Here is a 19,584-nt window from a genome sequence, read left to right on the forward strand (position 1 = left end):
AAAATGAGAAAGACCTCCTTTGAGATACTCTACGTATTCTTCATTTAGTATAGCATGTTCTAAAAAAACCGTTCAAAATTTTCCCAGGAAAAAAGCACAGCCCTTCACCGAAAGCTCTGCCTTCTCATGGCAGGAGGGCGGCTTTTTTCTCCGAAGTGATTGCTTCTATAATCCTAACAGTTGTTTTTTCTTGAATGCAAATTCTTCTTCAGTCAAAATTCCTTCGTCGACCAGCACTTTTAGTTCGCGTAGTTCAGCAATGAGCGCTTCCGTCGGCTTCGCAGCTGGCGGCGGCGATGGGTTCGTTAACGGGACCGACCGCTCCCGAGGGAAGTTGGTGAGGTAGCGCTGTATGATCCGAGCAATCACCAGGTCTTTTTCGGCAAAGCAAAGAGAGTGATTCGGTTCCATTCGTCTGAAGGAATGGGTTTCTCTGATCGCTCCGCCGCCAATATACAATTCTAAAAAGCCATTGCCTTTCCAAAGACCTGATTCAGCAACTTCTTTCAAATTGACACTGGTAATTTGGGGAATCTGCAGAACCTGTTTCGCTTTCTTCTTGTAATCGATGATTGTGAGGGTATCTTCTGAAATGACCCAAGCATCACGATAATGATAGGAAAGTAATTTGATTTTTCCAGCCTCTTCATCCACGTAACTTTTGGCTGATTGCCCACCAAGTGCTGCCAAATGATCCGTTAAAAATTCATAGGCTTTTTGGGCATCGATTCGATTGGTGAAATAGAGCAATTGAGAATTACCTGGTACCTGCAGTCGGAGGTAGTCCACTAAGAGACCTTTGCCTATATGTAATTCCACATCGGCAATTTTTGCCATGGGGATCTTTTCATCTGGGATTTTTGGATGGGTGTTGTTTATCCAGACGCCTTTTTTCGTAATGATCCAACGACAGCTGGCATCATGTCTGCGATTTTCTCGATATTTTTTTGAATACAAAATAATGGGTTCCTCGTAGGTTTCATTAGGTGTTCTCGTCAAAATACTTACCTCCTTAAACGTAATAAGCAACATTTTATTCAATTATACAACAAATAGTGTTTTGATTCGTTTTATTCTGATGAAAATAAAGGGAATTTATCATTTATCTTCTTTTCGTTAGGTTTTTTTAGAAAAAAAGCCATAGCAGCAATTGACACGGAAGCGGTTTCTTGATATCTTAGATGTACGGACAACTTTTGAAAGATGGGATTAAAATGGCGAATAAGTACGAACAACTTGCGGATATCTTAAGAGAAAAGATCCGCTTAGGCACCTATCAAGAAGGCGATGCGATCCCTTCAGAAGCAACCTTACAGGAAGAATTTCATTATAGCCGCCACACGGTGCGCCAAGCGATCGCTGTTTTGGTCAATGAAGGCTATTTAAGAAAAGAACGGGGCTCAGGCACCTACGTTTCAAAACCTGAGACTATCAATCATAAAAACCGCAAAACGATTGGGATCATCATGACCTATTTGTCTGATTATATTTTCCCTTCGATCATGCGCGGCGTGGAACAGACATTGCGGGAGCAAGGTTATTCACTGCTTCTAGGATCAACCAACAATGACCATGAGCAAGAAAGAGCGTGCTTGCAGCAAATGATGGATCAAGGGGTAGACGGGTTGATCGTTGAGCCAACGAAGAGCAGCCAGTACAACCCGAATCTTGCCTATTATGTCGCCCTCCAAGAAGCTGGGATTCCTCTCGTCATGATCAATGCCTATTATGAAGAACTAGACTTGCCGCATATTTGTGTCAACGATACACGTTCTGGTTTTTTAGCAACCAATTATTTATTAGAACAACAGCATCAGCAGTTGATGATGATCACGAAAATCGATGACTTACAAGGGAAATATCGGATGAAAGGGTTTGTCAAAGCATTGACCCAAGCCAAGCGGACGTTTGCAGCAGAAGACGTCTTGACGTATACGACGGAGACGAAAGAAGCCGTTATTGAACAAGCGATCCAGCGCTTGACGGCTGCCGATAATCAAGTCACAGGCATCGTTTGTTACAACGATGAGATCGCGCATCGCTTGATTCAAGCATTGACGGCTGCTGGGAAGAACGTTCCTACTGATTTTTCGATCGTGGGTAACGATGACTCGCCTCTTAGCACCTTGTCCACACCGACGATCACCACACTGACTCACCCGAAAGAAGCGATGGGGGAATTGGCGGCACAATGGATCACTACAGGTAAGGCAACAGAAGCGCAACGCTTTTATTTTGAACCGGAGCTGATCGTTCGCGGTTCAGTCAATAACCAAAAAGGAGAATAAGAAGATGACGCAACAAGTAAGGCAAGCAATTATTGACGGGCGCACGTCTCTTGGGATCGAGCTAGGCTCGACACGGATCAAAGCTGTCTTGATCGATGAGCAGTTTCAGACGATCGCTTCAGGTAGCTTTGAATGGGAAAATCAATTGGAGCAAGGGATTTGGACCTACTCACTAGAGGCGATTTGGCAAGGACTGCAAGCCAGCTACCAAGAGTTGGCGCACAACATCCAACAGCAATTCGAGGTACCTTTGACGACGATCGGCAGTATCGGTTTTTCTGCAATGATGCACGGCTATATGGCTTTTGATCAGCAAGGCACGCTGTTGGTACCTTTTCGGACATGGCGCAATGCGATCACGGAAGAAGCAGAAAAAGCCTTGACGGCATTGTTCCAATACAACATCCCGCAGCGTTGGAGTATCGCGCATTTGTATCAAGCGATTTTGAATCAAGAAGCCCACGTCCCAGAGGTTGCTTTTTTCACTACCTTAGCCGGCTATGTCCATTGGCAGCTGACAGGGGAAAAAGTTATCGGAATCGGCGATGCATCAGGGATGTTCCCAATCGACAGTACGACAAAAAACTATGATGCGAATATGCTGCAGCAATTTGATGCACAAATCAGCAGTCAGGGGTATCCTTGGCAGATCAAAGACCTTTTGCCGCAAGTGTTGACAGCAGGCGAACCAGCCGGCACATTGACGGCAGAAGGGGCAAAAAAACTCGACCCAACTGGTACTTTGCAAGCTGGCATCCCGTTATGTCCGCCAGAAGGCGATGCGGGCACTGGCATGGTTGCCACGAATAGTGTGGCACAGCGAAGCGGGAATGTTTCAGCCGGGACGTCTGCTTTTGCCATGATCGTCTTAGAAGAACCCTTAACTAAAGTGTATCCAGAGATCGATTTGGTCACGACGCCTTCTGGTGATTTGGTGGGGATGGTCCATACGAATAACTGTACCTCGGAGATCAATGCCTGGGTCAAACTTTTCCGCGAATTTGCCGATGCAGCTGGAATGAAACTTTCCACGGAAGAATTGTTTGCGACCTTATTCAACGAAGCATTGAAAGGGGATTCAGACTGTGGCGGGATGCTTTCTTATGGCTATTATTCTGGTGAAAATATCACTAAGATCCCTGAAGGACGGCCGCTTTTCGTCCGATCGCCAGAAAGTTCTTTTACTTTAGCAAATTTCATGCGCTTACATCTGTTTAGTGCCTTTGGTGCGATGAAGATCGGGATGAAGATTCTGGAAGCCGAAGACGTCGCTATTGATCGAATCGTTGGTCACGGTGGGATCTTCAAGACGCCAGAAGTTGCCCAACGTGTCTTGGCAGCTGTCATGGAAGCCCCAGTCACGGTCATGGAAACGGCTGGTGAAGGCGGCGCCTGGGGGATCGCCCTTTTAGCAGCGTACCTTCGCCGTCACACGCCAGAACAATCCTTGGCCGCATTCTTAGCAGATCAAGTGTTTAAAAATGACCACGGCGTGACCTTAGCCCCGACAGAAGCCGACATTCAAGGGTTCACCGTCTTTACCCAACGTTACCAAGCAGGGTTGCCGATCGAGCAAGCGGCAATCGATGCGTTGATTTAAAAAGAAAGAAGGGAATTTTGTGTTAGAAGGATTAAAAGAAGAAGTCTTTCAGGCCAATTTGGCATTGCCGAAGCAAGGATTGATCAAATACACTTGGGGCAATGTGTCAGCAGTGGATCGCCAACAGCAATTGTTTGTCATCAAACCTAGCGGTGTTGACTATGAAACCATGCAAGCCAGTGATATGGTGGTTTGTGATTTTGAGGGCAACGTAGTGGAAGGAGCGAAAAATCCTTCCTCCGATACGCCAACGCATGCCGTTTTATACAAAGCATTTCCAGAAATTGGTGGGATCGTCCATACCCATTCTACTTGGGCGACGAGCTGGGCTCAGGCAGGACTCGATTTGCCAGCGATGGGCACAACCCATGCCGATACGTTTTATGGAGCAGTCCCCTGTGCCCGCTTTTTGACGCAAACCGAGATCGATGAAGGCTATGAAGCACAAACAGGACAGGTGATCGTCGAAACCTTTAAGGAACGCGGCATCACGCCAGAAGAAATTCCTGGTGTCTTGCTTCACGGTCATGGACCATTTACCTGGGGCAAAACGGCGGATGCGGCGGTGATGAACGCAGTGGTCTTAGAAGAAGTCGCTAAGATGAATTTTATCACGCGTCAGCTGAACAGTTACGCACCCGAATTGCCGCAGCGGGTCTTAGACAAACATTATTTACGCAAACATGGAGAAAATGCCTATTACGGGCAAAAATAACGAAAAAGGAGCAAGTAGAATGTTAGAAATCGGGAAAAAAGAATTTTGGTTCGTCGTAGGATCACAGCACTTATACGGAGAAGAAGCGTTACAAGAAGTACGGGACCATGCAGAAGAAATGGTCAAAAGCTTAAATGACAGCTCAAAGCTGCCTTATCCAGTCGTTTTACAAGAACTCGCTGTTACTGCCGATACGATTACGAAAATCATGAAAGAAGTCAACTATCGGGATGAAGTCGCTGGGGTGATCACCTGGATGCACACCTTCTCACCAGCAAAAATGTGGATTCGCGGCACGAAATTATTACAAAAACCATTGCTGCACCTTGCCACTCAATACAATGAACAAATTCCATGGGAAACCATCGATATGGACTTTATGAACTTGAACCAAGCGGCTCATGGTGACCGAGAATATGGATTTATCAATGCTCGTTTGAAAAAGCAAAACAAAATCGTTGTCGGCTATTGGAAAAATGAAGCCATCCAAAAAGAAATCGCTGCTTGGATGGACGTGGCAGTTGGCTACAATGAAAGCTTCCAAATCAAAGTCGCTCGTTTTGGCGACAACATGCGTAACGTTGGGGTGACCGAAGGCGATAAAGTCGAAGCACAGATCCAATTTGGCTGGACCGTTGATTATTTTGGGATCGGCGATTTGGTTCAAGTCGTCGATGCGGTGACTGACGAAGAAGTCGATGGACTCTTTGAAGAATACAGCCAGCTGTATGATTTCGATTATGGCGATTACGACAAAGAAGAATGGGCACGTCATGTCAAAGCCCAAGCCAAACAAGAAATCGGTCTGCGCCGCTTCCTTGAAACAGGCGGCTATACGGCATTTACCACGAACTTTGAAGACCTATATGGTATGCAGCAGTTGCCTGGTTTAGCTGTACAACGTTTGATGGCAGAAGGCTATGGGTTTGCTGGTGAAGGGGACTGGAAAACCGCCGCTATTGACCGCTTGATGAAAATCATGGCCCACAATAAGGCGACTGGCTTTATGGAAGACTATACCTATGAGCTGACACCAGGAAAAGAAGCCATCTTGCAATCCCACATGATGGAAGTCGATCCAGTATTAGCAGCCAACAAACCAAAAATCGTGGTTTCGCCATTGTCGATGGGGGATCGTGAAGACCCAGCCCGACTCGTCTTTGACGGCCAAGGCGGCGAAGGTGTCGTGGTTTCGATGGCAGACTTTGGCACCCACTACAAATTATTGATCAATGAAGTCGATGCCTTTGAGCCAACTGAAGAAGCACCAAAACTACCGGTTGCACGAGTAATGTGGACACCAAAACCAAACTTCCACGATGGCGTCAAACAGTGGATCGAAACAGGCGGTGGCCATCACACCGTCGTCTCACTTGTCCTAAATTCTGATCAGATCGAAACATGGGCGAAGCTTGTGGGATTAGAATACGTAACGATCAAATAAGTACCCAATCACAAAAGAAACCGTTGGCGATGGTCGGCGGTTTCTTTGCGTTTTTCTTAAGCTTTCTTGCCTTCTATCTGCAAAGTGCGGATAAGCAGACCCCTGAAAGCACCAGCAATCAGCAAAATTGACTTTTAAATATAGGGGGCATAGACTTTTATGTAAGAGTGGAACAATGGACTAAAAGGAGGAGCACAATGAAGACAACCTACGATACACCAGAGTATTATCAGAAAATGAACGCTTGGTGGCGAGCAGCCAACTACCTTTCCGTTGGTCAGATTTATTTGAAAGACAATCCCTTATTGCGCCGCCCCATCGAAGAAAAAGATTTGAAAGTGAATCCGATTGGTCACTGGGGAACGATCGCAGGACAAAATTTTATTTACACCCATCTCAATCGCGTCATCAATAAGTACGACTTAAACATGTTTTATATCGAAGGACCAGGCCATGGCGGACAAGTCATGGTTGCGAATGCTTATTTAGACGGCAGCTACAGCGAGATCTATCCAAAAGCCACCCAAGACGAAGCAGGGATGAAACATCTATTCAAAACCTTCTCTTTCCCAGGTGGGATCGCTTCTCATGCGGCACCTGAAACGCCAGGTTCGATCCATGAAGGCGGCGAGCTAGGCTATTCCATCGCCCACGCTACTGGAGCTATTTTAGACAATCCCGATGTCATTGCAGCAGTAGTGGTCGGTGATGGCGAAGCCGAAACTGGACCATTAGCGGGCAGCTGGTTTTCAAATACCTTTATCAATCCAGTCAATGATGGCGCAATTTTGCCTATCTTGCATTTGAATGGCGCCAAGATTGCCAATCCAACGATCTTGGCTCGTAAAAGCGATCAAGATCTCACGAAATATTTTGAAGGCATGGGTTGGACCCCTTATTTCGTAGAAGGGGACGATCCAGAAGCCGTTCATCCGCAATTGGCACAGAAAATGGATCAAGCCATCGAACAGATCCACGCGATCCAAGCAGAAGCCCGCAAAGGTTCTGCGGAAGAAGCCGCTATGCCTCATTGGCCTGTTTTGATCGTTCGCACACCGAAAGGCTGGACTGGACCGAAAGTCTGGGATGGCGAGCCGATTGAAGGGGGCTTCCGTGCCCACCAAGTGCCGATCCCGGTCAATGCGAAACATATGGAACACGTGGATGCTTTGACGGATTGGCTGCAGTCTTATCGTCCAGAAGAGCTTTTTGACGAAAACGGCCGCATCAAAGCTGAGATTCAAGAATTGGCGCCAAAAGGGGAGCAACGGATGGCGGTCAATCCGATCATCAATGGGGGGATCGATCCGCAACCGCTACGCTTGCCAGATTGGCAAGCACATGCCATTGCGATTGAGACACCTGGGGAAACGACTGCCCAAGACATGATGGTCTTTGGGAAATTTGCCCGTGACATCATCAAAGAAAATCCTGACAACTTCCGCATCTTTGGCCCAGATGAAGCCAAATCCAATCGGTTGAACCATGTGTTTGAAGTCACGGATCGCCAATGGTTGGAGCCAAAACATCCTGATTACGATGAATGGCTGTCTTCAGTGGGCCGTGTGATTGATTCACAATTATCAGAGCATCAAGCAGAAGGCTTCTTGGAAGGCTATGTGCTGACGGGTCGTCATGGCTTCTTTGCCAGCTACGAGTCATTCTTAAGAGGCGTTGATTCTATGATCACGCAACACTTCAAATGGTTACGAAAAGCCCATGATCTTGACTGGCGCAACCCGTACCCCTCATTGAATTTGATTGCTTCATCAACGGTCTTCCAACAAGACCATAATGGGTACACCCACCAAGATCCAGGGATCATGACCCATATTGCAGAGAAAAAAGCCGACTTTGTGCGGGTCTACTTGCCAGCCGACGCTAATAGCTTGATGGCTGTCATGGCAGAAACGCTCGCTTCTGAAGAAAAGATCAATCTAGTGGTCTCTTCAAAACACCCACGTCCGCAGTTTTATTCGGCGGATGAAGCGAAAGTGCTTGTCAAAGATGGCTTGAAAGTCATCGACTGGGCATCGACAGATGAAGAACAAGAACCCGATATTGTGATCGCAGCTGCTGGGACGGAACCGAATTTGGAAGCTTTAGCCGCTGTTTCCTTGCTGATTGAAGCCTTCCCAGAGTTGAAAGTCCGCTTCATCAATGTGGTTGATCTATTGAAATTGCGTCGTCCAGCAGTCGATCCTCGTGGGTTGAGCGATGAAGCATTCGAAGCCTACTTTACGAAAGACAAACCGATCGTGTTTGCTTTCCACGGGTATGAAGGACTGATTCGCGATATCTTCTTTGGCCGTCGCAACCAACAGCTTCATATTCATGGGTACCGAGAAAATGGCGACATCACGACACCGTTTGATATGCGGATCCTTTCTGAATTGGATCGCTTCCACTTAGCCAAAGACGCCGCCGAATGGGTCTATGGAGAAAAAGCAACGGACTTTGCCCAAAAAATGGCAGACACCGTTGCGTATCACCATGACTTTATTCGAGAAAACGGCTATGATATCGCCGAAGTCGAAGAGTGGGAATGGAAACCATTGCGTTGATTTATTCTCCACAACGCCAACGTAAGACAGTTTAAGAACAAAAAAAGCACAAAAGAAACAAAACGATCCGCAACAGGGTCGGGACACCTTACTAAGGTAGCCCGATCGACTGTCTGCGGATCGTTTTTTTTAAAAGACGTCGAAACCGTAGTTTTTGATATGCTGCTTCAACAAGGCGAGATAGTCCAAAGCCATCTCACTCAGTTCCATTTTCTTGTGTTTTAGGTAACCTAGTGTCATCGCATCATCGACTTCCAAAGGGATCGCAACGATTTTTTCATCATTCAGCTCACTGCTGATGATCCCAGAGCTGATGGTATAGCCGTTGAGACCCACCATCAAATTGAAGATCGTGGCACGATCGCTGATGCGGATATGTTTTTTGCGCTGTAAAGTGCTTAAGATCTCTTCAGAAAAGTAGAAGGAATTGGTTTCCCCTTGTTCGTACGACAGATAGGTATATGGTTCCAAATCAGCTAATGTGATGCTTTTTTTCTGAGTCAGGGGATTTTCTCGGCCGATGAAGACGTGGGGTTTGGCTTCAAATAAAGGAATGAATTGCAGGTCTTTTTCGTGGATCAAACGGGTCAAGACCGTTGTGTTGAAATCATTCAGATAAATGACCCCTAATTCGCTCTTAAACGTCTGGATATCATCCAGTACATTTTGTGTCTGGGTCTCCCGCAAGGTGAATTGAAATTCATCTTCCCCTAACTGTTTGACCAGCTCCACGAAGGCGTGGACGACGAAGGCATAGTGTTGTGCGGAAACACTGAAAACATGCTTGCGATGGCTGTCTTTGCGAAAGCGTTCGTCCAAGAGATTGACTTGGTCTAAAACATTTCGAGCATAGTTGAGAAAGGAACGGCCATCATCGGTCAAGGTCACCCCTAATTTACTGCGGTAAAACAGCTGCAGATCATACTCTTTTTCCAACTCTTTCATGGCTTGAGAGAGGGAGGGCTGACTGATGAAAAGCTGTTTGGCGGCTTCATTGAAAGAGCCAGTTTCTACGATTTTTTCCAAATATTCAAGCTGCTGGATACGCATGGGATACAACCTCCTTTTTATGTTATAGGTATTGCCTATGGAATATACAAGTTTATAAGTATTATCTATAGTATAAGATGTTTGCTAGAATAAATCTAACAATTTTGAAAACTTTGTATAGGAGGAATGGATATGGCAACAGACAAATTTCAGCTTGTGGGGTCATTGTTACGACCACAAGATTTATTGGACTACAAAAATCAAATCGAGCATCGGGAGGATATCCGCTACCCGTTTTATGATGCGTTTCCTGGCTACCAAGAAACGGAAGCAAAAGCGATCGCTGACATCATTGCAGCGCAAAAAGAACACGGCATTACAGTCATCACAGACGGCGAACATGGCCGCTCAATGTGGCACCTGGATTTTCTCTGGGGATTAAAAGGCGTTGAACGCTATATCTCCGATCATGGGTATGCCTTTGAAGATTTGGACGGTGGACATTTTGAGACACGTAAAGACATCGGCATCCGAATCACAGAACCATTATCTGGCAAAAACCATCATTACTTGACGTTATTTAAAGAAACCAAACGCCAAGCTGGCGACCTGCCAGTCAAAATCACCGTCTGGGGGGCTGCCCACGCCTTTACCGAGCTGACTGTCTTTAACGACCTCGTTGGTGAAGGTCAGGTGTATCCAACGAAAGAAGCCTTGCGGGAAGGGCTGCTTAACGCCTACAAGGAATTCTTGCAGGAATACCGAGAAGCCGGTGGTGAGATCGTTCAGTTCGATGATTGTTTATGGGAATTATTCGCCGAAGACAATGACAAGAGCTTCTTCACCCAAGGCAATGACGGCTTAGAAGCGTTAGCCGATGAATTCGTGGCGATCAACAACGAAGTCGCTGACTACGCCCACGAATTAGGATTAAAAGTCTGGACCCACAACTGCCGCGGCAATTACCAAAGCCGCGCGGCCGCCAGCGGTACCTACAAAGCGATCGCCGAAAAATTCTTGCGTGATCAGCATTATGACCGCTTTTTCCTAGAGTGGGACGATGACCGTGCTGGTGATATCTCGGCTTTAGAAGCGCTGAAAGACCGTCCAGAAGTGGAGGTTGTCTTAGGCTTATTATCCAGCAAAACCGCCACATTAGACGATGAAGAGCGAGTGATCGCTTTATTAGACGAAGCCAGCCAAATCATTCCTAAGGAGCGGCTTTATCTTTCTCATCAATGCGGCTTTGCCTCTTGTGACTGCGGCAATGAGCTTTCGACTGAACAGCAATGGGCAAAAATCAAGCAAGGACAAGCCTTAGCTGAAGCGTACTTCGGTTAAGCAGCTGCGTCTTCTTTTCCCTGAATCTTCCCTTCGAAATCGGTGCATGCGACAAAGTTTCGAAAATTTCAGAAAAAATGTTTGACATTTTCTTTAAGAGCGAGTAAAGTAAGACACAACTTAATGAAACAGACATCGAAAAGAAGAGTAGCAAGGCTTGCTGTTTGAAGAGAGTCTCTGGTTGGTGCAAAGAGATAACGCATGGTTGTGAAACACATCTTGGAGTCGTTTTTCCGAAAGAAAAGTAGGAGAGACCGGGTTTGCCCGTTACAGCAGCAGTCATTGATTGATGACTTTCTGAGTTCAGTTGCTGTGAAGCACTGATAAACAAAGGTGGAACCGCGTTGATAACGTCCTTTAGCTGTAATGGCTAGGGGACGTTTTTTTTCTCTTTTTTTGCATCTCACCGAAAACCGAAAGTGGAAGGATCACAAGGACTGCACGAGGCCTTTTCCTGTGAAGGAAAGGCAAATTGAGGTGGAACCACGTATCAAGCGTCCTCTGGCAAATGCCAGTGTGCGCTTTTTTTGTTTTTCTTTTTTAGAAAAATGAAATTTGCCAGTTGCCCCTCACCAGCCAACGCCCAGCGTCACATAAGCGTCGGAGCAAACCGTCGCTAAGCTGTATCGCTGCTAATCGAAATTGAAACCTATCAAGGAGGAAGTCACCATGTTTGAGTATTTAGTCAATGTTATGCCCCAACTGATTTCAGGAACTGGAATCACCGTTAAATTGTTCGCACTGACCTTAATCGGGTCCATTCCCTTAGGCATCTTGTTGGCCTTTGTTTTAGCCAGTCGCCTGCGTATTTTGAAATTGATCGTGCAAGTCTACGTATGGTTGATGCGAGGAACGCCTTTATTGCTACAGCTGATCTTCGTATTCTACGGTCTGCCGATCTTAGGGATCGTCTTTGACCGCTTTGAAGCAGCCTTGATCGCCTTTATTATCAATTACGCTGCTTATTTTGCCGAGATTTTCCGTGGAGGGATCCAATCGATTCCAGCAGGACAATATGAAGCCGCGAAAGTCTTGCGTTTGTCCCCGATCCAAACGATCCAAAAAATCATCATCCCACAAGTCGTCAAGATCACCCTGCCATCTGTCGGCAATGAAGTCATCAATCTTGTCAAAGACACATCCCTCGTCTACATCTTAGGATTGTCAGACGTGATGCGAATCGGGAAAATCGCCATGGAGCGAGACAGTACCTTGCTTCCGTTAGTTGGGGTCGGCTTGATCTACTTGGTGATGACGGGCGTCTTTACGTTATTGTTAAAACAAATCGAGACCAAACTGGACTATTACCGTTAGGAGGAACCACATATGTTAGAACTAAAACAAGTATCAAAGTCATTTGGCGCTAAAAAAGTCATCGATCAGCTAGACTTGACGATCGAAGACGGCAGTATCTTAGCGGTGGTCGGTCCTTCCGGTGGCGGGAAAACCACCTTGCTTCGGACACTGGCTGGTTTAGAAACGATCGATTCTGGAAGCTTTTTACTGGATGGCAAAACCTTTGATCCCACCGACACAAAAGAACAAGAACAAGTCGTCGGTGTCGTCTTCCAAGACTTCCAATTGTTTCCGCACTTGTCAGTTTTTGAAAACATCACTTTGGCGCCAAAAATGGTGCTAAAACAAGACAAGGCCGCGTATACAGCAAAAGCCGAACAGTTGGCAGAAAAACTAGGATTAAGTGACCTACTAGCCCAATATCCCTTCCAATTGTCCGGGGGGCAGCGGCAACGGGTGGCTATCGCACGAGCGATGGCGATGAATCCCAAAGTGTTGGCCTATGACGAGCCTACCAGCGCCTTAGATCCAGACTTGAGACAGCAAGTCGAACAGCTGATCTTGGATCTGAAAAAAGAAGGAGTGACCCAGATCGTGGTGACCCATGATTTGGTTTTTGCCGAAAATATCGGTGATCAATTATTAAAAGTAGCAGGAGAATAAGGGGGAGAACAAAATGAAAAAATTACTATTGACGGGAATCGCAGCAGCAAGTGTATTTTTATTAGGGGCGTGTGGCAGCAGCAATGACACCACAACCAGTGCCGCTGACAAAGAAGAAGTGATCGTCGGCCTAGACGATACCTTCGTACCGATGGGCTTTAAAGACGACCAAGGCAACATCGTTGGGTTTGATGTGGATTTAGCCACAGCGATTTTGGATCTAACAGGAACCAAAGTCAAATTTCAACCAATCGATTGGTCCATGAAAGAAACCGAACTAAGCAATGGCACCATCGATATGATCTGGAACGGGTATACCAAAACCGCAGCTCGTGAAGAAAAAGTATTGTTTACAGATACTTATATGGAAAACAAACAAGTCTTAGTCACAGCAAAAACCAGCGGCATTACTAGCTTTGATGATATGGAGGGCAAAGTCTTAGGCGCCCAAGAAGGTTCTTCTGGTTATGAGACCTTCAATAACCAACCGGAAGTTTTGAAGGATCTCGTAGACGGCAATGACGCAACCTTGTATGCCAGCTTTAATGAAGCCTTTATCGATCTAGAAAACGGTCGGATCGACGGTCTTTTGATCGACCGCGTCTACGCAGAATATTATTTGACTCAAACAGGCAAAACCGATGACTTCAACGAAATTGAAAGCCCCTTTGAAGCAGAAGATTTTGCTGTAGGTGTGCGTAAAGACGATCAAGCCATGGCAGATAAAATCAATGATGGCTTGAAAGAATTGCAAGACAATGGCACCTTTGCTGAAATCTCTGAAAAGTGGTTTGGCGAAGACGTCACACCAAACTAAAACAAGTCAACAAGATACACTGGCTGCTTAGCAGTTGGTGTTTTTTTATACATTCATTTCTTTTGCGTATTTAAGGAAAGAAGGAACGATTGAAGTATATACTTGTGTATACATATGCTTGCTCATGTTATAATGATAGGTAGTAAGGAAAATCCGATTAAGAGGGGGGGAGCCTAGTGGAACATTATAAAGAGACCGCTCATTTGATTAAGTGGGGCAACGGACAGGGGGTTCGCTTGTCTAAGAAAATGATTCAGAAATTGGATCTCCAGGTAGGTTCTGAACTAGAAATGGAACTGGCAGAAGAAGTCAATGGCAAAAAACAGTTAGTTATTACAGAAAAGCAGTCAGTAGGAGCGTTGTCCCCAGAGGAGAAACTTCGTTTAGTCGATTCATTGCAAGGCATTTTAGCAGATTCATTTGAAACACCTGACGTTGTGGACATCAAAAAAGTAAGAAACGAACGGCGTAGAAAAAAATATCTGGGAGAATAAAATAAGCATGACCAAATACAAAGCCAAACGAGTCGTGATTGACACCAATGTGATCCTTGACTATTTATTAGGAAGAGGGTCTAAAAGACATCAAGAAGCCATCAAACAGATATACAACAGTTCCATTTATGGACTTTGCGAGGGCGTGATTACGGCAAGTACCTTAACGGATCTTTTCTATATTCTCGATGGAGCAGCAGGAGTCGATGCTCGGAGGGAAGTCAAAAAACTGATCCAAGTGCATACCGTCTTAACAGTTACGGAAGCAGATTGCCTTCAGGCGCTTGATTCAACAATGACAGATTTTGAGGATGCTGTTTTAGCAGCTTGTGCGAAGCGAAATCAAATCGACAGTCTAGTAACGACCAATACAGCTGATTTTGAATCATCGGGACTGATTGTCTATACAGTCGCTGGATTTGTGCAGCAGCTAAAAAGAGGATGATCACTGCTATATCTGGCAGACATCCTCTTTTTTCCTTAAATTCCAACAGCGAACCAAAATTTCTCACAGGAAAACTTTTGTTCGCCTTCTTTTTTCGTTATAATAGGGAAAGATGAAAAGAGGGATAGAAATGGCGCAAAAAAAACGCGCAAAGAAACGCAAAACAAAAAAACAACAAAAACAGCAAGAGAAATTAATGCTGGTCGGCGTCGGCCTGCTCTTTGTCTTGTTTTCGATATTTGGCTTTTTCCATTTAGGTTTTTTAGGAACCTTGATTGCCAACGGGTTTCGGATCGTTGGCGGAAACACGTACCAATTTTTGAGTGTTGCCCTAGCCGCTTATGGTGTCTGGTTAGCGATCAAAACGACCGATGCTCGCTTTAAGAGTATTCGGCGAGTGATTGGCTGTGTATTGGTGTATTTTGGTTTACTGATCATCCTCCATGCGCAAATCTTTAGTAATGTGGTGGGAGAACAAGCCAATATCTTCCAAACGACGTGGATGACGCTGTTAGGCGATATTCGGCGTAGCCAAGTGACCCAAAATGTCGGGGGCGGAATGATTGGCGCCATGCTCTATGGGGCGACCTATTTTCTTGTTTCCCAGATCGGCAGCTACATCATCGCTGTTTTACTCATGCTGATCGGGGCGTTCTTGTTCAGCCAAATGAGCAGCCACGAGTTAGTCGAGCACCTGCAAGCAGCTGGTGACAAGCTGCAGCGGTTGTTAGAAGGCTCTCCAGAAAAGCAAGCCGAACGAGAAGCCCGCAAAGCGGAACGAGCAGCAGAGAAGCAAGCTGCGAAAGAAGCCAAAAAAGAAGCCGAACGAGCAGCAGTCATGGCGGAGATCAAAGAAAAGAATCAAGTCCGACCAATGACAGAAGACGAAAAATCAGCAAAAGAACAACAGATGCAAGCGCCAGCTGATTTTGAACCAGAGCAGCTGAGCTTTGTACCCATCGACCACTTCCAGGAATTGCCGCAAGCGGCGGGACCAGAGGCCGCTCAAGCACCACATCCAGCAGGAAACAAACCGGGACCAAGCAAAAAGGTCAATGAAGACGGAGAGATCCTCGATGATGATGGTGAAGTATTGGAATTTGAGATTTCGGAAGAAGCTGAAAATCGTGATTATGAATTGCCTTCAGCGCAATTACTCGATTCGATCCCTTCAACGGATCAAAGCAGCGAGTACAAAAAGATCGAACAAAATATCGGTGTGTTAGAAACCACCTTCCAAAGCTTCGGTGTTGATGCAAAAGTCGTCAAAGCCAGCTTAGGACCAGCAGTAACCAAATTCGAAGTTCAACCAGCAGTAGGGGTCAAAGTCAGCAAAATCGTCGGGTTGACCGACGATATCGCCTTGGCCTTAGCTGCCAAAGATGTGCGGATGGAAGCGCCGATCCCAGGGAAATCATTGATTGGGATCGAAGTTCCAAACAGTGCAGTCAGCATGGTTTCATTCCGAGAAGTGATCGAAGCCCAACCGGATCATCCAGATAAACTATTAGAAGTACCTTTAGGACGCGATATTTCTGGCCGTGTCCAAACGGCAGACTTAACGAAAATGCCCCATCTCTTGATTGCCGGATCGACCGGGAGCGGGAAGTCCGTAGCCATCAACGGTATCATCACCAGTATTTTGATGCGGGCAAAACCCCATGAAGTCAAACTGATGATGATCGACCCGAAAATGGTTGAATTAAATGTTTACAATGGGATTCCCCATCTCTTGACACCTGTCGTGACCAATCCCCGCAAAGCGGCGCAAGCGTTGCAAAAAGTGGTCAAGGAAATGGAAGAGCGCTACGAAAAATTTGCGGCAACTGGGGTCCGAAACATTACTGGCTACAACGATTTAGTGATCAATAAGAATTTAGAAGACGGTGAAAATCGTCCGATCTTGCCATTCATTGTAGTGATCGTCGATGAGTTAGCCGACTTGATGATGGTTGCCAGCAACGAAGTCGAAGATGCCATCATTCGTTTGGCGCAAATGGCACGGGCAGCAGGTATCCATATGATCCTAGCAACGCAACGACCAAGTGTGGATGTCATTACAGGGATCATCAAAGCCAATGTTCCATCACGGATGGCCTTTGCGGTTTCCAGCGGTGTCGATTCGCGGACCATCATTGATGGGAACGGAGCCGAAAAACTGCTGGGACGCGGCGACATGCTGTATCTGCCGATGGGTGAGAACAAACCGATTCGGGTCCAAGGGGCCTTTATCTCCGACCAAGAAGTCGAACGAGTGGTTGAATTCGTGACCGATCAGCAAGAAGCCAATTATGAAGAAAAAATGATGGTTACTGAGGAAGAAACGAGTACCGGCAGCAGCGGACAACCGCAAGATGAGCTATTCGAAGATGCCAAAGCCCTTGTGGTGGAAATGCAGACCGCCAGCGTTTCTCTCTTGCAGCGACGTTTTCGCATCGGCTATAACCGAGCGGCTCGGTTAGTGGATGAATTAGAAGATCAAGGTGTCGTTGGCCCTTCTGAAGGCAGCAAGCCACGGAAAGTCTTGATCGAGCCGCAACCAGAAGACATTCCTACCTTTGATGAATAAGGAGAACAAGACCAATCCAATGAGAGAAAGGCGAGATAGCAATGAAACGCAAACACATTCTTTACCGTGATGTTGCCGATAAGCTCAAAGAAGACATCATGTCGGGTCGCTACCCGATTGGTTCATTTTTACCGACGGAAACAGAATTGGAAGCCACCTTCAATGTCAGCAAGATCACTGTCCGCAAAGCCATCGAATTGTTAGCGGCAGATGAGTATGTGGAAAAACGCAGCGGACGTGGGACGACGGTTTTAAGCAATCGCCCTTATAACAAGCTGTCAAAAGGCACGACGTTTAGCCAATTGCTTGAAAAGACTGGCAAGGAATACACGAAGAAAAACCTCAGCTATGAATTAGTTGAACTTGCGCCTGAACACCCAGCGTATTCCTTGATGGGCAAAGAAGTCATGCGTTTACGTCGCATGTATTATTTTGACCACCAACCCTTTATTTACTATGAGTACCATTTGCCAAAGCAGCTAAAGGGTACCTCCATCGAGGTCTTTGAAGAAAAATCATTGTATCGCCTATTGGATGAACATCGAATGATCATCGATCGCTTTCAAGATGCGTTCGTGGCAACGACCTTGACCGAAGAGCAACAGAAGTTTATGATCACGCCAGAGGTCGCTGCCTTGAAACGAACCCGTTATTCGTATGATCTACAAGGAGAAGTGGTAGAATATACAGAAGGGATCTATAACACCGCCTTGCATCCGTATATGATCGAGTTTGAAGCCTAGTCATTGATTAGGCTTTTTTAGCAAAAAGTGGTACCAAAATCAGAAGTGGAGCGTGAAAACTATGAGAAAAATCGCCTTTTTAGGAGCCGGTAACATGGCAAAAGCCATCATCAACGGCTTGATTGCAGCAAACCTGTATGAACCAGCAGAGATCTTGGTTTATAATCATCGCTACGAGCCGACTTTGGCACAATTAGAAAAAGAAACCGGGATCACTGGGACAACTAAGCTGGCAGATGTCACCGAAAAAGCAGAGATCCTTGTCTTAGCAGTCAAACCTTTTGTCTTTCCCCGCTTGCTTGCTGATTTAAAAGACGGCTTGACCAAGGAGCATTTGCTAGTATCCATTGCCGCGGGCGTGACGATCGCGCAAATGGAAGAAATCATTGGTGCGCACAAAATCGTGCGGGTCATGCCAAATACCCCTGCACTGGTGGGGGAAGGGATGTCTTCTATCAGTCCCAACGGTCAAGTGACGGAAGCCGAAGCCAACGAAGTCAAACAGCTTTTTGAAAGCCTAGGGAAAGCCGAGCAAGTACCAGAAAGCATGATCGATGCAGTCATTGGTGTCAGCGGTTCTTCACCAGCCTACACGTATTTGTTCATCGAAGCTTTGGCAGATGGAGCAGTAGCAGAAGGAATGCCGCGTCCGATGGCGTATGAATTTGCTGCTCAAGCGGTATTAGGCGCAGCGAAGATGGTACTAGAGACGAAGGAACACCCAGGTGTCTTAAAGGATCGTGTCAGCTCGCCAGGGGGCACAACGATCCAAGCAGTCAAAACCTTAGAGGAAAATGGCTTTCGGGCGGCTGTCATCAAAGCAGTGCAAGCCGCTGCTGACAAAAGTCGGGAGATGTCTTGATCCCCAGTGAGTGAGGAAAAAATCTTAGCAAAACGAAGGAGCGTTTATGAAAGAACTTTTGATTTTTGATTTTGATGGATTGTTAGTCGATACCGAAAGAGTCTATTTTGATGGGTGGTTGGCGCTATTTAAAAAGTATGAGCTTCCGATTACAGCCGCTGATATTTTTGGTTGGCGTGGTCAAAGTTGGCAACAGACTGCCACTAAATTAGCCGACCTCGTAGGCGGTCAGCAGCGGGTGCAGGAATTACGAGCAGAACGGGAAGTCTATATTGCCCAGCAAATAACCGATGGCACCTTCAAAACCAAACCTTATGCGAAAGAAACCATCGCCTTGGCTCGTGAGAAAGGCTTCCAAACGGCATTAGCCACCTCGACGATGAAAAAAAGAGCCTCTGAATTGTTGACGCATTTCGATTTGTTGCAGGCCTTTGACTATCAGACCTTTGGCGATGATGTCTCCGCCCATAAGCCTGATCCAGCACCGTACTTGCTGACTTTAGAAAAAGCGCAAGTCGCAGCAGAAAAAGCTTTAGTCATGGAAGATTCTCTTGTGGGAGCAACAGCCGCGACGCGTGCGGGCATCGATGTCGTGCTGATTCCCGATCAAAGCTTTGATCAAGTCTACTCCCCAGAAGAGAAGACCGGACTTCAGTTATATGGCGAAGCTACCTCATTGAAATATGTGTATGAGTTATTGGCACAGGATCAACTGAAATAATACCTAAAAAAGCTTCCTTTTTCGTTGCAGAA

General features: G+C 46.2%; 17 protein-coding genes and 1 other annotated feature. Of the genes, 15 read left to right on the forward strand and 2 right to left on the reverse strand.

Annotation, left to right across the window (positions count from 1 at the left end):
- Window positions 1-165: 165 nt before the first annotated feature.
- Window positions 166-1,032: an SHOCT domain-containing protein gene (locus IGJ25_RS03200; RefSeq protein ID WP_081116181.1), complete on the reverse strand. Its 867-nt coding sequence runs from the start codon at window positions 1,030-1,032 to the stop codon at window positions 166-168.
- 149 nt (window positions 1,033-1,181) lie between these two features.
- Here IGJ25_RS03200 and IGJ25_RS03205 point away from each other — a divergent pair, with 149 nt between their 5' ends.
- The 5 genes from IGJ25_RS03205 to IGJ25_RS03225 all read left to right on the forward strand — a co-directional run bounded on the left by IGJ25_RS03205 (window position 1,182) and on the right by IGJ25_RS03225 (window position 8,611).
- Window positions 1,182-2,288, forward strand: coding sequence for a GntR family transcriptional regulator (locus tag IGJ25_RS03205; protein WP_081116182.1), 1,107 nt, complete (start codon window positions 1,182-1,184; stop codon window positions 2,286-2,288).
- Window positions 2,289-2,292: 4 nt separating this feature from the next.
- Window positions 2,293-3,888 (forward strand): xylulokinase, encoded by a 1,596-nt coding sequence (locus IGJ25_RS03210; RefSeq protein ID WP_081116183.1) that lies wholly within the window; start codon window positions 2,293-2,295, stop codon window positions 3,886-3,888.
- A gap of 19 nt (window positions 3,889-3,907) precedes the next feature.
- Window positions 3,908-4,603 (forward strand): L-ribulose-5-phosphate 4-epimerase, encoded by a 696-nt coding sequence (locus IGJ25_RS03215; RefSeq protein ID WP_010748713.1) that lies wholly within the window; start codon window positions 3,908-3,910, stop codon window positions 4,601-4,603.
- A 19-nt stretch (window positions 4,604-4,622) separates the two neighbouring features.
- Window positions 4,623-6,047, forward strand: coding sequence for an L-arabinose isomerase (gene araA / locus IGJ25_RS03220; protein WP_225000907.1), 1,425 nt, complete (start codon window positions 4,623-4,625; stop codon window positions 6,045-6,047).
- A 197-nt stretch (window positions 6,048-6,244) separates the two neighbouring features.
- Entirely contained in the window at window positions 6,245-8,611 is a 2,367-nt protein-coding gene (locus tag IGJ25_RS03225) for a phosphoketolase family protein (RefSeq protein ID WP_438779093.1), read from the forward strand.
- Window positions 8,612-8,740: 129 nt separating this feature from the next.
- Here IGJ25_RS03225 and IGJ25_RS03230 read toward each other — a convergent pair whose 3' ends face one another.
- Window positions 8,741-9,661 carry a LysR family transcriptional regulator gene (locus IGJ25_RS03230; RefSeq protein WP_005227268.1) on the reverse strand — a complete coding sequence of 307 codons (921 nt, stop codon included), beginning with the start codon at window positions 9,659-9,661 and terminating at the stop codon, window positions 8,741-8,743.
- Between the two features lie 126 nt (window positions 9,662-9,787).
- Between IGJ25_RS03230 and IGJ25_RS03235 the strand changes: the two genes are divergently transcribed.
- From IGJ25_RS03235 to IGJ25_RS03280, 10 genes are all read left to right on the forward strand, one after another.
- Window positions 9,788-10,942, forward strand: coding sequence for a cobalamin-independent methionine synthase II family protein (locus IGJ25_RS03235; protein ID WP_438779094.1), 1,155 nt, complete (start codon window positions 9,788-9,790; stop codon window positions 10,940-10,942).
- Window positions 10,943-11,068: 126 nt separating this feature from the next.
- Window positions 11,069-11,303 (forward strand) — a binding site (T-box leader).
- Window positions 11,304-11,611: 308 nt separating this feature from the next.
- Window positions 11,612-12,256: an amino acid ABC transporter permease gene (locus IGJ25_RS03240; RefSeq protein WP_010748717.1), complete on the forward strand. Its 645-nt coding sequence runs from the start codon at window positions 11,612-11,614 to the stop codon at window positions 12,254-12,256.
- Between the two features lie 12 nt (window positions 12,257-12,268).
- Window positions 12,269-12,901 carry an amino acid ABC transporter ATP-binding protein gene (locus IGJ25_RS03245; RefSeq protein WP_438779095.1) on the forward strand — a complete coding sequence of 211 codons (633 nt, stop codon included), beginning with the start codon at window positions 12,269-12,271 and terminating at the stop codon, window positions 12,899-12,901.
- Between the two features lie 13 nt (window positions 12,902-12,914).
- Complete coding sequence (locus tag IGJ25_RS03250; protein ID WP_010748719.1) at window positions 12,915-13,718, forward strand: amino acid ABC transporter substrate-binding protein; 804 nt, start codon at window positions 12,915-12,917, stop codon at window positions 13,716-13,718.
- A gap of 176 nt (window positions 13,719-13,894) precedes the next feature.
- A complete protein-coding gene (locus tag IGJ25_RS03255; RefSeq protein ID WP_010748720.1) occupies window positions 13,895-14,212 on the forward strand; it encodes an AbrB/MazE/SpoVT family DNA-binding domain-containing protein in 318 nt (105 codons plus the stop codon).
- Window positions 14,213-14,219: 7 nt separating this feature from the next.
- Window positions 14,220-14,657: a type II toxin-antitoxin system VapC family toxin gene (locus tag IGJ25_RS03260; protein ID WP_010748721.1), complete on the forward strand. Its 438-nt coding sequence runs from the start codon at window positions 14,220-14,222 to the stop codon at window positions 14,655-14,657.
- Between the two features lie 130 nt (window positions 14,658-14,787).
- Window positions 14,788-17,226 carry an FtsK/SpoIIIE family DNA translocase gene (locus IGJ25_RS03265; RefSeq protein WP_010748722.1) on the forward strand — a complete coding sequence of 813 codons (2,439 nt, stop codon included), beginning with the start codon at window positions 14,788-14,790 and terminating at the stop codon, window positions 17,224-17,226.
- A gap of 41 nt (window positions 17,227-17,267) precedes the next feature.
- On the forward strand, window positions 17,268-17,969 hold the full coding sequence (locus IGJ25_RS03270) for a GntR family transcriptional regulator (protein WP_005232219.1): 702 nt from the start codon (window positions 17,268-17,270) through the stop codon (window positions 17,967-17,969).
- 61 nt (window positions 17,970-18,030) lie between these two features.
- Entirely contained in the window at window positions 18,031-18,831 is an 801-nt protein-coding gene (gene proC / locus IGJ25_RS03275) for a pyrroline-5-carboxylate reductase (RefSeq protein WP_010748724.1), read from the forward strand.
- A gap of 46 nt (window positions 18,832-18,877) precedes the next feature.
- A complete protein-coding gene (locus IGJ25_RS03280; protein WP_225000904.1) occupies window positions 18,878-19,552 on the forward strand; it encodes an HAD family hydrolase in 675 nt (224 codons plus the stop codon).
- Window positions 19,553-19,584: the final 32 nt, after the last annotated feature.

It is taken from the genome of Enterococcus sp. DIV0240d (assembly GCF_051711245.1).
In the GTDB taxonomy this organism is placed as follows: domain Bacteria; phylum Bacillota; class Bacilli; order Lactobacillales; family Enterococcaceae; genus Enterococcus_D; species Enterococcus_D casseliflavus.